Source organism: Luteimonas sp. Soil_C_16, from assembly GCF_057657295.1.
Genome location: NZ_JBDGIS010000004.1, coordinates 141,506 through 155,694, shown reverse-complemented (window position 1 = coordinate 155,694; position 14,189 = coordinate 141,506). Strand labels below are relative to the sequence as shown.

Genomic DNA, 14,189 nt, shown 5'->3' with positions numbered 1-14,189 from the left:
CGCCCTCACCCCCTCACTCACTTACGAGATCATTCCATGAGCAAGCAGATCCAGGACGCCTACATCGTCGCCGCCACCCGCACCCCGGTGGGCAAGGCGCCCAAGGGCGTGTTCCGCAACACCCGTCCCGACGACATGCTCGCGCACGTGCTCAAAGCCGTTGTCGCGCAGGCGCCGGGCATCGACGTCAACCGCATCGACGACGCCGTGATCGGGTGCGCGATGCCCGAGGGCGAGCAAGGCATGAACGTGGCGCGCATCGGCGTGCTGCTGGCCGGTCTGCCCGATACCGTCGCCGCGCAGACCATCAACCGCTTCTGCTCGTCCGGCCTGCAGGCCGTCGCGCTGGCGGCGAACGAGATCCGCCTCGGCAACGCCGACCTGATGCTGGCCGGTGGCACCGAATCGATGTCGATGGTGCCGATGATGGGCAACAAGGTCGCGCTGTCGCCGAGCGTGTTCAAGGACGACCACGTCGCGATCGCCTACGGCATGGGCATCACCGCCGAAAAGGTCGCCGAGGAATGGAAGGTCTCGCGCGAGGACCAGGACGCGTTCGCCCTCGCCTCGCACCAGAAGGCCATCGCCGCGATCCAGGCCGGCGAGTTCAAGGACGAGATCAGTCCCTACGAGATCATCTCCCACCAGCCCGACCTCGCCGGCAATGCCGTGCGTCTGAAGACGCTGTTGGTCGATACGGACGAAGGTCCGCGTCAGGACTCGTCGATCGAAGGCCTGACCAAGCTGCGTCCGGTGTTCCGCAACGGCCAGTTCGGCGGTTCGGTGACGGCCGGCAACAGCTCGCAGATGAGCGACGGTGCCGCCGGTATCCTGCTCGCCTCGGGCCGCGCGGTGCAGGACTACGGCCTGAAGCCGCTGGCGCGTTTCGTCAGCTTCGCCGTCGCCGGCGTGCGTCCTGAGGTCATGGGCATCGGCCCGATCGCGGCGATCCCGAAGGCGCTGGCGCAGGCCGGACTCACGCTCGACGACATCGACTGGATCGAACTCAACGAAGCCTTCGCCGCGCAGGCGCTGGCGGTGATCCGCGACAGCAAGCTCGATCCGTCCAAGGTCAATCCGCTGGGCGGCGCGATCGCGCTGGGTCATCCGCTGGGCGCGACCGGTGCGATCCGCACCGCGACGATCGTCCACGGCATGCGCCGTCGCAAGAAGCGCTATGGCCTGGTGACGATGTGTATCGGCACGGGCATGGGCGCTGCGGGTGTGATCGAGGCGCTTTGAGCCACGCGCTACAGCAAGATCAAAATGGATCCCAGCGTTCGCTGGGATGACAGCATCGACGTGCACCGTCGCCCCAGCGAACGCTGGGGCCCATTTTGATCTTGCTTCGAAGTATCGAAGCCACAAAAAAGCCCCGGCACTGCCGGGGCTTTTCTTCTCGTGAAACTTGCAGCCCTTACGACTGCAGCGGAATCACGCGGATCTCGACGCGGCGGTTCAGCGCGCGGCCCTGCTCGGTGCTGTTGTCGGCCACCGGGCGGGTCTTGCCGAAGCCCACGATCTCGAAGCGCTGACGCAGCAGGCCCTGACCGATCAGGTAGTTGCCCACCGAGTCGGCGCGCTGCTGCGACAGGCGCTGGTTGACCGCGTCGGTGCCGACGCTGTCGGTGTGGCCGGATATCTCGACGATGGTCTGGTCGTACTCGGCCAGCGTGCGGGCGACGTTGTTGAGCGCCGGGTAGAACTGCGACTTGAGATCGGCCTTGCCGAAGTCGAAGGTCACGCCGTCCGGGAGGTTGAGCTTGATGACATCGCCATCGCGGTCGACCTGGATACCGGTGCCCTGCGTCTGGCGACGCAGCTCTGCTTCCTGACGATCCTGATAGACGCCGACCGCGCCGCCGGCGAGACCGCCGACACCGGCACCGACCATCGCGCGCTGGCGGCGCTCGGTCGCATCGCCACCGCTGAGCAGACCGGCGACCGCGCCGATGCCCGCGCCGATCAGCGCGTTGTTGCGGGTGCGGTTCGGATCGTCCGGCGCATTGGTCTGGCCGGTGTAGGTCGCGCAGCTGGACAGCAGCAGGGTGCTGGCGAGCGCGGTGGTGAGGCCTGCGGTGGTGAGTCTGCGCATGGTGTCGGTCTCCTGGTGTCCGGTGCGGGCGAAGGTGCCCGGAACGTTGAAATCGGAGCCGAACTTAGCGTGTTCAGAATGCACGCGGGGTGACGGGGTATGCGTCCGGACGGACATCGTTCAGCACGAATGCCCGTGCGGCGCGCCGTCAGTCGAGCAGCGCTTCCGCCGCCTGCGCGTCGAGCGCCCGGGACCAGTCGCCCATCATCGCCAGGTACAGCAGGGTGTCGAACTCGCGCCGGAAATGCGCGATCGCCGCATCGGGATCGGGCACCAGCCGCGCGTCGGCGACGAGGCCGAAATGTACGCGGTTGTCGTAGCTCAGGATCGACAGGCCGATGCCGATCGAACCGGTCTGCGGCACCCAGAACATCATCTCGCGCAGCGCGCAGCCGGCGAGGTACAGCGGCTGCTGCGGGCCGGGCACGTTCGTCGCCACCGCCGAGGCCTTGCGGCTGAAAAGATCCAGCGCGATGCCCTGCGCCGATTGCGGCGCCATGCCCAGCGCCGCCAGCAGACCGTAGGCGACGATCGCCTGGCGCGAATCCTTGAGCTCGCGCATGCAGGCCGCCACGCGTTCGAGCCGACGCGCGGGATTCGCCTCGCCGACCGGCAGGTCGAGGAACACGAGGCCGAAGTGATTGCCGAGTTTCTTCGCGTGCTCGAGCGGGCGCAGATTCACCGGCACCGTCGCGCGCAGCGTCATGCCGTCGGGCTCGGCGCCGCGCTCGCGCATGTAGCCGCGCAGCGCGCCGGCGGCCGCGGCCATCAGCACATCGTTGACGGTGCAGTCGAACGCACGCCCGACCGCTTTGACTTCGTCCAGGCACAGCGGCTCGGCCCAGGCGACGCGCTTGCTGACACCGAGTTCCCCGCGCAGCAGCGACGGCGGATCGTCGGACAGCGACAGCGCATACAGCAGTTCGCGGGCGATCTCGCCGCCTTCGCGCGCCAGCACGTTGGCCAGGGTCGGATCGCGGTACATCGCCATGCCGCGATCGAGCACCTGTCCGCCGAGCTTGCGATAGCGGGCGACTGCGCCGACACGTCGCTCCACACCGGCGCCATCGGCCTTGAGCCAGGCCTGCGGCAGGGTCTGCGCCGGCTGCGGATGACGCTCGGTATCGGTCAGCGACAGCAGCACCTGCACCAGCGCGATGCCGTCGGCGTAGCAGTGATGGATGCGCGCGACCAGCGCCGAACCGCCGGCGTAGTCTTCGACCAGATGGAACTGCCAGCGCGGCTTGCCGGGATCGAGCGGCGTCGAGGCGAGCTCGCCGGTGAACGCTTCGAGCGCGCGTTTTTCCTCGAGCGCGCTGCTGCCGGCGATGCGACCCGGCAGAGCGGCGCGTCGCACGTGCCAGTCGAGATCGAAGTGCGCATCCTCGATCCAGGTCGCGCCGGTCGTCGCATCGACGGCCTTCTGCCGGAACCGCGCGTAAGCCAGAAAGCGGGCGTCGACCAGTGCGCGCAGCGCGTCCACCGACATCCGTTCGGTGAACACCAGCACGGCGGTGATCATCATCGGATTGGTCGGGCGCTCCATGCGCAGCCAGGCGGTGTCGACCCGCGTCATCGGCTGGCGGCGCAGGCGCCTGCGGCGTGGTGGTGCGGCGGTCTCGGCCATCTCCCCTCCCAAGAAGTCAGCCGACCGAGTGGATCACGCGACCGCGGCAGGGTCAACGCGCGTCAGCGCGATGCCTGGTAGGCCGCCAGCGCGGCTTCGCGGCCCGCGGCGAGATCGACGATCGGCTCGACGGGGTAATCGGGCGCGACGGACTTGAGCAGATCCGGATCGGTCCACGGACTGAAGCGCAGCGGTACCGGCAGCTCGGCGAGTTCGGGCACCCAGCGCGCGATGTAGCTGCCGTCGGGATCGAACTTCTGCGCCTGCGTGACCGGATTGAACACACGGAAATACGGCGAGGCGTCCGCGCCGGTGCCGCCGATCCACTGCCAGCCCAGCGTGTTGTTGGCCAGATCGGCGTCCACCAGCGTGTCCCAGAACCAGTGCGCGCCTTCGCGCCAGTGGATGCGCATGTGTTTGCACAGCCAGCTGCCGACGATCATGCGCACGCGGTTGTGCATCCAGCCCACGTGCCAGAGCTCGCGCAGGCCCGCATCGACGATCGGCACGCCGGTACGCCCCCGCTTCCAGGCATCGAGCGCAGTCGGCTGCACGCGCGCCCACGGGAACCGCTCGAAGCGCGGATTGAAGTTCTCCTCCGGCGTCTTCGGAAAATGGTGCAGCAGGTGATGGGCGAACTCGCGCCAGCCCAGCTCGCGCACGTAGGCATCGATATCGGGCGCGGTGGATGCATTGCGTTCGGCTTCGAGCGCGGCGACCACGCGCCAGGGCGCGATCTCGCCGAAATGCAGATGCGGCGACAGGCGCGAGGTGCCGGCCTGGTCGGGACGATCGCGGCTCGCGCGGTAGCCGCGCAAGGCGCCGTCGATGAACACCTCCAGCGCTTCGTGCGCGCCGGCTTCGCCCGGATCCCAAAACGTCCAGAAACCGGTGTCCCAATCCAGCGTCGGTGCGAGCTGCAGGTCGTCGAGTGCAACGCCCGACGGCCCGGTGTCCACGGCGGGCAGCGTGCGCGGCGCCTCCCAGGTCTCGGGCAGCTGCAGTTCGGTCAGCGCCTTGCGCCAGAACGGGGTGAACACCTTGTATGGCCCGCCCTGCCCGGTCTGCAGCGACCAGGGCTCGAGCATCAGCGCACCGTTGTGGCTTTCGGCGCGCACGCCAGATTCGCGCAGATCGCGTTTGATCGCGGTGTCACGCGCTTCGATTGCCGGGTCGTAGCGCCGGTTCCAGAACACCGCCTCGGCCTCGCAGGTGTCGACCAGCGTCTCGAGCGTCGCGTGGCTGGGACCATGGAACAGACGCAGCCGGCTGCCGCGCTTGCGCAGCTCGGCGTCAAGCGCGGCCAGCGAGCGATGGCGCCAGGCGTTCGAGGCTGCGCCCGGGGCCCAGTCGCCCTCTTCGTCGGGCGCATGGATGTACACACAGACAGGCGCGAGCCCCGCATCCAGTGCGGCACGCAGCGCCGGGTTGTCGTCGAGTCGCAGGTCGTTCCGGAACCAGACGATCGCGTTTGCCAAAGCGCCTCTCCCCTTGCGCCGAATCGCGGCGGACTTTCCATGAATAGGCGTGAGGATCGTGAGAAACCGGTGTCCTGTAAACCTCAGCGAACGTGGAAGCGGGCGATCGCCGGCCAGCGCGAGCGCTGTCCTCGAAGCGGATCGGTCACAATATCGGGCTTGCGAACGCGTGTCCGCGTCTGAGAGCCGACTCCCCCGTGACTGCCAACAAGTTCCCCCTCGAAGCCAGCCCCGCCGATGCCCAGCGCGCCATCGCCGAAGAGTTCGCCTTCTTCGGCGACTGGTCCGAGCGCTACCAGTACCTGATCGATCTGGGCCGCAAGCTGCCCGAGTTTCCCGATGCATTGAAGACCGAAGAACACCGTCTGCACGGCTGCCAGTCGATGGTCTGGATCGTCGCCTCCGGTGACGCCGAGCGTCTCGACTTCGCCGCCGCCAGCGATTCGGCGATCGTTTCGGGTCTGATCTATCTCGCCCTGCGTGTCTACAGTGGCCGCAGCGCGCGTGAGATCGTCGACACCGATGCCGATTACATCGGCGACATCGGGCTGGCGAAACACCTGTCGCCGACCCGCAACAACGGCCTGGCCGCCCTGCTCGCCTTCATCCGCGACCGCGCGCAGCGCGCGTTGGCGTGAGCACCGCACCGCCGCCGGAGCCCGACGAACCCGGCGTCATCGATACCAGCCGTGCGGCGCCGCTGCGCAACCGCAATTTCCGCGCCCTGCTGGGCTACCGCATCTTCACGATCCTGTCCTACCAGATCGTCGCGGTCACGGCCGGCTGGCACATCTACGCCGAGACCGGCAATCCGTGGATGCTCGGCCTCATCGGTCTGGCGGAAGTGCTGCCCTACTTCTGCGTCGCGCCCTTCGCCGGGTATCTGGTCGACCATCTGCCGCGTCGCAAGCTCGGCATGGCGGCCGCCGCGGGTCTGGCGATCACGCCGCTGCTGCTGGCGCTGCTGACCTCGGGTCTGATCGCCGGCAGCGTCTGGCTGCTGTATCTGCCGATCATGCTGACCGGCATGGTCCGCGCGTTTCTCGGCCCGGTCTACAACGCGCTGTTCGCCCGCGTGCTGCCGCGCGACCAGTTCGTCCGCGGCGCGAGTCTGGGCAGCATCGTGTTCCAGAGCGCGATGGTGATCGGCCCGGCGATCGGCGGCCTGCTCATCAAGCCCCTCGGCATTCCCGGTGTGTTCCTGCTGGCGTCGATGCTCGCACTGGTGGTGATCGTGTTCCTCGGCCGCATGGGCGTCACCGAACCGCCGCAGCTGCTGCAGCGCGAACCCGTGTTCGCCAGCATCGCCGAAGGTGCGCGCTTCGTGTTCGGCCACCAGATCCTGCTCGCGGCACTGGCGCTGGACATGTTCGCGGTGCTGTTCGGCGGCGCGATCTCGCTGGCGCCGGCCTTCATCCACGATATCCTCGCCTACGGGCCGGAAGGCCTGGGCATCCTGCGCAGCGCGCCTGCGCTGGGGTCGGTCGCGATGGGCATCTGGCTGGCGCGCAATCCGATCCAGCGCAATGCGGGCCGCTTCCTGCTGTGCGCGGTCGCCGGTTTCGGCTTGTGCATGGTCGGCTTCGGCTTGTCGACGGCATTCTGGCTGTCGGCGTTCTTCCTGCTGCTGTCGGGCATGTGCGACGGCGTGTCGGTCGTCATGCGCTCGACGATCATGCAGCTGTCGACGCCCGACCACATGCGCGGCCGGGTGTCGTCGATCAACGGCCTGTTCGTCGGTTCGTCGAACGAGATCGGCGCGTTCTACATGGGCTCGATGGCACGCCTGCTCGGCCTGGTGCCGGCGGTCGTCATCGGCGGCTTCGTGACGATGGGCGTAGTCGCGACGACCGCGATCAGGGCACCGAAGCTGCGCCAGCTGGATCTGCGCGACCTGCAGTAATGCTGTGCCGCGCACGGGCGCGGATACGAAGAAGCCCGCTTGCGCGGGCTTCTTCCGACACCGGGACGACGACGATCAGTCGCCCATCTGCTTCTGCAGATGTTCCCAGCGCTCCTGCTCGTCGATCGTACGCTCGGCGGTCAGACGCGCTTCGAGACGGTCGAGGCCGATCTCTTCGCCCGAATCGACGCTGTAGCCGTACTCGCCCGCGTCGACGCGCTTGAGCGTGCTGTCGATCTTGCCGATCAGCTTGCGGTAGCGGTCGCGGGTGCGCAGTTCGAGCGAGTTCTCGGTTTCGCGGGTGGCACGTTCGGCTTCGTCGCCGACGTCACGCACTTCGTCCTTGAGATTCTCGATCGTCTGCTTGGATTCTTCGACCAGATCCGCACGCCAGTTCTGCAGGCGCTGGCGGAAGTACTCGAGCTGCAACGCACTCATGTACTCCTCGTCGGCGCCGGGCTTGTAGCCCTGCGGAAGAATGGGACGACCTGTTTCTGCATCGGTCTTGTACTGCACGACCTTCACCTTTGTTCTTGGCGCCGGCTCTTGCTGGCGCGCAACGCCCGCGACGGCGACTTTGCCGGCCGGACGTGGACGCTTCGTGGGAGTGGATGCCGGCACCGGCTTCGGCGCGGCGGCTTTCGCCGGAGCGGGAGCCTTCTTCGGGGCCTCCGTCTTCGGGGCGGCAGCGGACTTGTCGGCGATCGACTTGTCCGGCGCCGCCTTCTTCGCGACGGGCTTGGTCACCGCTGCGGGAGCAGCGGCCTTCGGCTTCGTCGCAGGCGGGGCGGCCGCGGCTTTCGCCGGGGTTGCCTTCACCGTTTTCTTTGCAGGCACGCTCTTCGCCGGCGCACTCTTGGCAGCCGCCTTGGCCGGTGCTGCCTTGGCAACAGGCTTGGGCGCCGCGGGCTTCTTCGCGGGTGCCTTGGCCGGCGCCTTCTTCGCAGCCGGCTTGGCGGGCGCGGCCTTGGCGGCGGGCTTCTTCGGGGCCGGCGCCTTCTTGGCGGGTGGCTTGGTGACGGGGGCAGCCTTCTTCCCGACGGCTGCCTTCGCGGCGGGCTTTGCGGCCTTCTTGACGGCCTTCTTTGCGGGTTTCTTGACTGCCACGTGCTGCGATCCTTGTCATTCCCTTGGGCGGGGAAGCGGCGTGTTATACCCTGCATGCCCCTGCAGCAGCAACCGTCCCGACCACCGTGTTCATCGCCCCCGCCGAGATGCCGTGATCGCGCGCTTGCTCATCGTCCTGCTGCGCGGCTACAAGCGCTTCATCAGCCCCCTGCTCGGCCCGCGCTGCCGCTTCCATCCCAGCTGCTCGTCATACGCGATGGTCGCCATCGCCCGCTTCGGCGTGCTGCGTGGCGGCTGGCTCGCGCTGCGCCGTCTGTCGCGCTGCCATCCCCTGCATCCGGGCGGGAACGACCCCGTGCCGATGCCGAACCTGGACCCCAAGCCATGACCTCGACCCTGATCCGCAACGCCCGCCTCGTCAACGAAGGCCGCATCTTCGACGGCGACCTGCGCGTCGGCGCCGACGGCCGAATCGCCGCGATCGGCGGTGACCTCGCCGCCCGCGATGGCGACACCATCGTCGACGCCGCCGGCCGCTGGCTGCTGCCCGGCATGATCGACGACCAGGTGCACTTCCGTGAGCCGGGCATGGAGCACAAGGCCGACATGGCGACCGAGTCGGCCGCCGCCGTCGCCGGTGGCCTGACCAGCTTCATGGACATGCCCAACACCAGTCCGCCGACGCTCAGCGCCGACGTGCTGCAGGACAAGTACGACCGCGCCGCCGGCCGCGCGCGCGCGAACTACGGCTTCTACATGGGTGCGAGCAACGACAACCTCGACCACGTGCGCCGCATCGATCCGCTGACCACGCCGGGCGTCAAGGTGTTCATGGGCGCGTCGACCGGCAACATGCTCGTCGACAATCCCGAGACGCTCGACGGCATCTTCCGCGAGACCCCGGTGCCGATCATCACGCACTGCGAGGACACGCCGACGATCGACGCGATCCAGCGCGAATACGTGGCGAAGTACGGCGACGACATTCCGGCCGAATGCCACCCGGACATCCGCTCGCGCGAGGCCTGCATGAAGTCGACGCAGCTGGCGCTGTCGCTGGCGCGCCGTCACGACACCCGCCTGCACGTGCTGCACATCTCGACCGCCGACGAACTCGCGCTGTTCGAACGCGGCCCGCTAGTCGACGGCGCCGGCAAGCTGCGCAAGCGCATCACCGCCGAGACCTGCATCCATTTCCTGCGTTTCGACCGTGCCGACTACGCGCGCCTGGGTCACAAGATCAAGTGCAACCCGGCGATCAAGGACGCGTCCGACCGTGAAGCGCTGCTGCGCGCGCTGGCGGACGACGTCATCGACGTGCTGGCGACCGACCACGCTCCGCATCTGCTGAGCGAGAAAGAGAATCCGTACACGCGCGCGCCGAGCGGCCTGCCGCTGGTGCAGTTCGCGCTCAATGCCGCGCTCGAATGCGTGCACGAAGGCCACTTCGACATCACCCGCGTGGTGCAGAAGTTCGCGCACGCGCCGGCGCAGCTGTTCGACGTCGCCGAGCGCGGTTTCCTGCGCGAAGGCTATTTCGCCGATCTGGTGATGGTGGAGGACACGCCGTTAACCGTGACCCGCGAGCAGGTGCTGTCGAAGTGCGGCTGGTCGCCGTTCGAAGGCACCACGTTCCGCTCGCGCATCGCTTCGACCTGGGTCAACGGGCGTCTGGCATGGGACGGCGCGCAGCTCGTCGGCGAAGCTGCGGGGCAGCGTCTCGCATTCGCACGCTGACGCGTCGACGGGACACCGTGTCTTCATCGCCGGGTGCGTAGCGTGCCCGGCGCATTCCTTTCCTGCCCGGACCACCGCATGCCCCTGCTCCGCCGTCTGCCGTTCGCGTGTCTTCTGGTTTTCGCAGCACTCGTATCCACAGTTACGCTGGCGGCGCAGGACGCGGGTGATGTGCGGTTCCCGGCGCAGGTGCAACAGGGCAGCCTCGTGATCGGCAAAGTGCCGGCCGGCAGTCAGGTCCAGTACCGGGACCGCGCGCTGCGCGTGAGTGGCTACGGCACCGTGGTGCTCGGTGTCGGTCGTGACGAGGCCGGCCCCGTGCAGGTCGAGGTCACGCGCGCCGACGGCAGCCGCCAGTCGGCATCGATCGCGATCACCCCGCGCGACTGGCCGGTCGAGCGCGTCAACGGTGTGCCGCCGGCCACGGTGAATCCGCCGGCGGCGATCGCCGAACGCATCCGCCGCGAACAGGCGCAGGTCACCGAAGCGCGCGTGCGCGACGACGACCGCGTGGATTTCGGCAACGGTTTCATCCGTCCGGTCGAAGGCCGCATCAGCGGACGCTTCGGTCGTGCCCGCTCGTACAACGGCCAGCCCGGCTCACCGCATTCGGGTATGGACATCGCCGCGCCCACCGGCACGCCGGTCAAGGCGCCGGCCGCCGGCATCGTCACGTTCGCGGGACCCGATCTGTATCTGACCGGCGGCACGCTGTTGCTCGATCACGGACACGGCGTGAGTTCGAACTTCCTGCACCTGTCGCGCATCGACGCGAAGGTGGGCGATCGCGTCGAACAGGGTCAGGTGATCGGTGCGGTCGGTGCGACAGGGCGCGCGACCGGGCCGCATCTGCACTGGGGTATGAACTGGCTGGACGTGCGGGTGGATCCGCAGCTGGTGCTGGAGCGGCCGTAGCCGATTCCTGATCGCGCGCACTGGCCACGCGATCTCGCACGCCCTCGTCCAGCTCGTCATTCCGGCGAACGCCGAAAGCGCTCCTCAACAGCCGGCTGGCTGGTCATCCAGCGACGCGTGGATCGAGCACACCGCACCGGCAAGTCACTGGATTCCGGCGTTCGCCGGAATGACGGACCAACGGTCTGCAGGGCGGCGGCGTCATCAGCGCGATCACGCGCCTGACTCCTCAGGGAAGCATTATGGCCCGCTCACCCGCGCCACCGCGTCGTGCGCGTGCAGGCTCTCGAAGTGCGAGACCTTGGCCTCGAAACGGGACACGCGCGGATCGGCCGACAGCGCTGCGGCGACGCGACGGGCCGCGTCCTCGCAGAACATCAGGTTCTCGGCATTGAGGCTGGCGAAGGCCTGTTCGTCCTCGCGCTTGACCGCGGTCTGCACCGGCGTGCCGAGCGCGTGCTCCAGCGCATCGACGATCGCGAGGATCGGAAACGTGTCGACATCGGCGCCCAGGGTCAGGCGAACGTCGGCGCGGCTGCGCTGGGCGTGCGGCGTGGCGGCCAGACCGCGTGGCGATTCCAGCCAGTCTCGGACGGCGTCGTAGCCGGTGGTGTCGTTCGTGAAATCGCCGGCGAAGCGCGCGGCATTGAGCTGGCGCGACAGCGCGGCCGATGCCGGACAGGTGCTCGAATATTCGACCGCCAGCGACAGGGTGAGCGCCAGGCCATCCGGGCCGAGCACGGCGTCGATCTCGACCGGATAGGTCTTCCAGCCGCTGTGAGCGCTCGCGAGCGCGGGGCGGCGCAGCAGCTGGCCGTAGCGCAGCGTGAGCTGCACACGATCGGCGAGACCACGCTGCGACTCGATGCAGTCGCGCAGCACGCGCGCCAGGGTGTCGCGATCCAGCACCTGGCTCGACAGCGCATCCTGCAGATGCAGGTACAGGCGCGACATGTGGATGCCGCGCGCGTCGGGATCGATCAGGTTGACGCCGATATCGGCAGACGCCGGCACCGTGACCGCGCCGCCAGCGGCGTCCTCGATGCGCAGCGGCAAGGCGATGTTGCCCATGCCCACCCAGTCCAGCAGGCGCGCGGCCTGGGCCTGGTCGCCGGCGACGTCGGGAAGGCGGTCGGTGGAGGATGCGGTGCTCAAGACGGGACTCATGGCGTTGGGCGGGAATGACGCAACGGGCGCCGGTGTGCGGCGCCCGTCGTGGGCCATCAGTCTACCGGCTCGTCCGCATCGACCCCCGCAACGCTGCGTTTCCGCGCTCGTTCGCGCAGGCGATGTTCAGCGCGGACGCGCGGCGCGCCAGCTCGACCACAGCACGCGCGGACCGGGCACCGGGCGGCTCACGCCCTCACGCGCGAGCACGCGCAGACGCGCGCCGAGAATCGCGTTCGCGATCCGGCGCGGCCGGGTACCAGCACCGGACGCCGGCCAACCGCTCAGCAGATGCGCGGCGAGCGGCTGGTCGGTGCGCACGAAGGCCTGCATCGCCAGCAGCGGCGTCGCGTCGATACGGCCATCGCCGCTGTCGCGGCTGCCGTCGCCGAACAGGCGCGACTCGCAGGCAGCGATCGCCAGCGCGAGATCCTGCAGCTGGGCGAGATTGCGCGCGGTATCGGCAGGATGTTCGCGGGTCGCAGGCAACAGACGCAGCGCCAGGGCGAGCGTCTGCCAGGGGGCATCCACCCGCTGCAGCTGCGACCCGAGCGGATGCCGGCGCGCACCCTTGGCCCAGCCCTGCAGCTCGTCCTGCCACCACGCGAGTTTCGCCAGCCCCGGTGTCGCGTCGGTGCCGGCCCAGGCCGCATCGCACAACTCGTCGAGCAGCGAGAACCACGGCGCGGCGCGATCACGCTGTTCCGGCGCGACGAAGGCCATGCCGATGCGCCATTCCGGCCAGCGCGCCTGCCACTTGCCGACGAAATCCTCGTCGCCCGACTGCATCGCCGCGTTCATCGCTGCGGCCAGCCGGCGGGCTCGACCAGTGCCTGCACCGCGTCCAGCATCACGTCGCCCTGCCAGGCGACCGGATCGTCGTCGTCGAGGCGGTAGCCCCACAAGGCGACGACGGACGGCATGCCTGCCGCCCGCGCCGCGGCGATGTCGCGCGCATCGTCACCGACGTAGACGCAGTCGGCCGGCGCGATGCCGATCGCGTCTGCCGCGTGCAGCAACGGCAGCGGATGCGGCTTGCGTTCGGCCAGCGTGTCGCCGCCGATCAGTACCGCGCAGCGTTCCTGCCAGCCGAGCTGCGGCAGGATCCGCGCCGCCAGATATTCGGGCTTGTTGGTGACGATGCCCCACGGCGTGCCAGCGGCTTCGAGTGCGGCCAGCATCGCTTCCACGCCATCGAACAGCACGCTGTGGCGGCCGAGTTCCTCGGCGTAGACCGCGAGAAACTCCGGCACCAGCGCGGTCACGCCGTCGGTATCGAGTTCGGGAAACGCGACCGACGCCATCGCCCGGGCGCCCCGCGAGACCACGGGCCGGATGTCGGACAGCGTCAACGGCGGACGATCGCGGCTGGCGAGCATGCGGTTGACGGTCGCGAGCATGTCGGGTGCGCTGTCGAGCAGCGTGCCGTCGAGATCGAACAATGCGCCGGCCGGGAAACGGGCGGCAGGACTCGAGTCGCTCACTGCGGTTTCCGCGCCCAGGCCAAGTAATTCACGTCAGTGCGCGGAATCAGGCGCGCGCCGTTGCGCCACGGCTCGTACATCAGACCGGTGACGTCCTGCAGTTCGAGACCGGCATCGCGCAACCAGCCACCGAGTTCGGACGGCTTGATGAAGGCCGCGTATTGGTGCGTGCCACGCGGCAGCAGGCGCGCCACGTATTCGGCGCCGACGATCGCCAGCGCAAACGCGGCCGGCGTGCGGTTGAGCGTGGACACGAACAGCGAGCCGCCCGGCTTGAGCAGCGTGGCGCAGGCCTTGAGGATCGCGCCCGGGTCCGGCACGTGCTCGAGCATTTCCATGCAGGTCACCGCATCGAAGCTGCCCGGCTGCTCGGCAGCCAGCGATTCGACCGACTGCACGCGGTAATCGACCTGCACGCCGCTTTCGAGGCCGTGCAGCTTCGCGACCTTGACCAGATCTTCGGCCAGATCGATGGCGGTGACGCGCGCACTGCGCTGCGCCAGCGCCTCGCTGAGCAGTCCGCCGCCGCACCCGACGTCAAGAATGCGTGCGTCGTCGAGACGGGTGCGCTCGCGCACGTAATCAAGCCGCACCGGATTGAGCGCATGCAGGGCCTTCTGCGGGCCGTCGGCATCCCACCAGCGGTTGGCGAGCGCGCCGAACTTGTCGAGTTCGGCCTGATGGAAGTTGTCGCGTGCTGCCGTCATTGCAGTGT

Annotated in this window: 14 protein-coding genes; 6 read left to right on the top strand and 8 right to left on the bottom strand. The window is 68.6% G+C overall.

Translation table 11 applies throughout. The features are described 5' to 3' along the window. Positions 1–36: 36 nt before the first annotated feature. Positions 37–1,242, top strand: a complete 1,206-nt coding sequence (locus AC3A5T_RS09365) for an acetyl-CoA C-acyltransferase (protein WP_487628333.1) — start codon at positions 37–39, stop codon at positions 1,240–1,242. A 175-nt stretch (positions 1,243–1,417) separates the two neighbouring features. Here AC3A5T_RS09365 and AC3A5T_RS09360 read toward each other — a convergent pair whose 3' ends face one another. From AC3A5T_RS09360 to AC3A5T_RS09350, 3 genes are all read right to left on the bottom strand, one after another. Then, entirely contained in the window at positions 1,418–2,095 is a 678-nt protein-coding gene (locus AC3A5T_RS09360; protein WP_332077217.1) for a YiaD family glycine zipper/OmpA-like lipoprotein, read from the bottom strand. Positions 2,096–2,243: 148 nt separating this feature from the next. Continuing rightward, a complete protein-coding gene (locus AC3A5T_RS09355) occupies positions 2,244–3,722 on the bottom strand; it encodes a WS/DGAT/MGAT family O-acyltransferase (RefSeq protein WP_487628332.1) in 1,479 nt (492 codons plus the stop codon). A 62-nt stretch (positions 3,723–3,784) separates the two neighbouring features. Further along, complete coding sequence (locus tag AC3A5T_RS09350) at positions 3,785–5,200, bottom strand: cryptochrome/photolyase family protein (RefSeq protein WP_487628331.1); 1,416 nt, start codon at positions 5,198–5,200, stop codon at positions 3,785–3,787. Between the two features lie 197 nt (positions 5,201–5,397). Between AC3A5T_RS09350 and AC3A5T_RS09345 the strand changes: the two genes are divergently transcribed. Together AC3A5T_RS09345 and AC3A5T_RS09340 are read left to right on the top strand one after the other, a co-directional pair. Further along, a complete protein-coding gene (locus AC3A5T_RS09345; protein ID WP_332077214.1) occupies positions 5,398–5,838 on the top strand; it encodes a SufE family protein in 441 nt (146 codons plus the stop codon). Continuing rightward, positions 5,835–7,103 (top strand): MFS transporter, encoded by a 1,269-nt coding sequence (locus AC3A5T_RS09340; protein ID WP_487628330.1) that lies wholly within the window; start codon positions 5,835–5,837, stop codon positions 7,101–7,103. Before AC3A5T_RS09345 ends, AC3A5T_RS09340 begins: the two co-directional genes overlap by 4 nt. A 75-nt stretch (positions 7,104–7,178) precedes the next feature. Here the strand turns inward: AC3A5T_RS09340 and dksA are convergent, their stop codons facing one another. Beyond that, positions 7,179–8,210 carry an RNA polymerase-binding protein DksA gene (gene dksA, locus AC3A5T_RS09335; protein ID WP_487628329.1) on the bottom strand — a complete coding sequence of 344 codons (1,032 nt, stop codon included), beginning with the start codon at positions 8,208–8,210 and terminating at the stop codon, positions 7,179–7,181. 112 nt (positions 8,211–8,322) lie between these two features. Between dksA and yidD the strand changes: the two genes are divergently transcribed. The 3 genes from yidD to AC3A5T_RS09320 all read left to right on the top strand — a co-directional run bounded on the left by yidD (position 8,323) and on the right by AC3A5T_RS09320 (position 10,823). Then, complete coding sequence (gene yidD, locus AC3A5T_RS09330) at positions 8,323–8,559, top strand: membrane protein insertion efficiency factor YidD (RefSeq protein WP_487628328.1); 237 nt, start codon at positions 8,323–8,325, stop codon at positions 8,557–8,559. Then, positions 8,556–9,908 carry a dihydroorotase gene (locus tag AC3A5T_RS09325; protein WP_487628327.1) on the top strand — a complete coding sequence of 451 codons (1,353 nt, stop codon included), beginning with the start codon at positions 8,556–8,558 and terminating at the stop codon, positions 9,906–9,908. The genes yidD and AC3A5T_RS09325 overlap by 4 nt, the downstream gene beginning before the upstream one ends. A 78-nt stretch (positions 9,909–9,986) precedes the next feature. Further along, positions 9,987–10,823, top strand: a complete 837-nt coding sequence (locus tag AC3A5T_RS09320; protein WP_487628326.1) for a M23 family metallopeptidase — start codon at positions 9,987–9,989, stop codon at positions 10,821–10,823. Between the two features lie 240 nt (positions 10,824–11,063). Here AC3A5T_RS09320 and folE2 read toward each other — a convergent pair whose 3' ends face one another. From folE2 to ubiG, 4 genes are all read right to left on the bottom strand, one after another. Beyond that, positions 11,064–11,978, bottom strand: coding sequence for a GTP cyclohydrolase FolE2 (folE2, locus tag AC3A5T_RS09315; protein WP_487628325.1), 915 nt, complete (start codon positions 11,976–11,978; stop codon positions 11,064–11,066). A 138-nt stretch (positions 11,979–12,116) separates the two neighbouring features. After that, positions 12,117–12,791 carry a phytoene/squalene synthase family protein gene (locus AC3A5T_RS09310; RefSeq protein ID WP_487628324.1) on the bottom strand — a complete coding sequence of 225 codons (675 nt, stop codon included), beginning with the start codon at positions 12,789–12,791 and terminating at the stop codon, positions 12,117–12,119. Next, a complete protein-coding gene (locus AC3A5T_RS09305; protein ID WP_487628323.1) occupies positions 12,788–13,474 on the bottom strand; it encodes a phosphoglycolate phosphatase in 687 nt (228 codons plus the stop codon). Before AC3A5T_RS09305 ends, AC3A5T_RS09310 begins: the two co-directional genes overlap by 4 nt. Then, positions 13,471–14,181 carry a bifunctional 2-polyprenyl-6-hydroxyphenol methylase/3-demethylubiquinol 3-O-methyltransferase UbiG gene (gene ubiG / locus AC3A5T_RS09300; protein ID WP_487628322.1) on the bottom strand — a complete coding sequence of 237 codons (711 nt, stop codon included), beginning with the start codon at positions 14,179–14,181 and terminating at the stop codon, positions 13,471–13,473. The genes AC3A5T_RS09305 and ubiG overlap by 4 nt, the downstream gene beginning before the upstream one ends. Positions 14,182–14,189 lie beyond the last annotated feature (8 nt).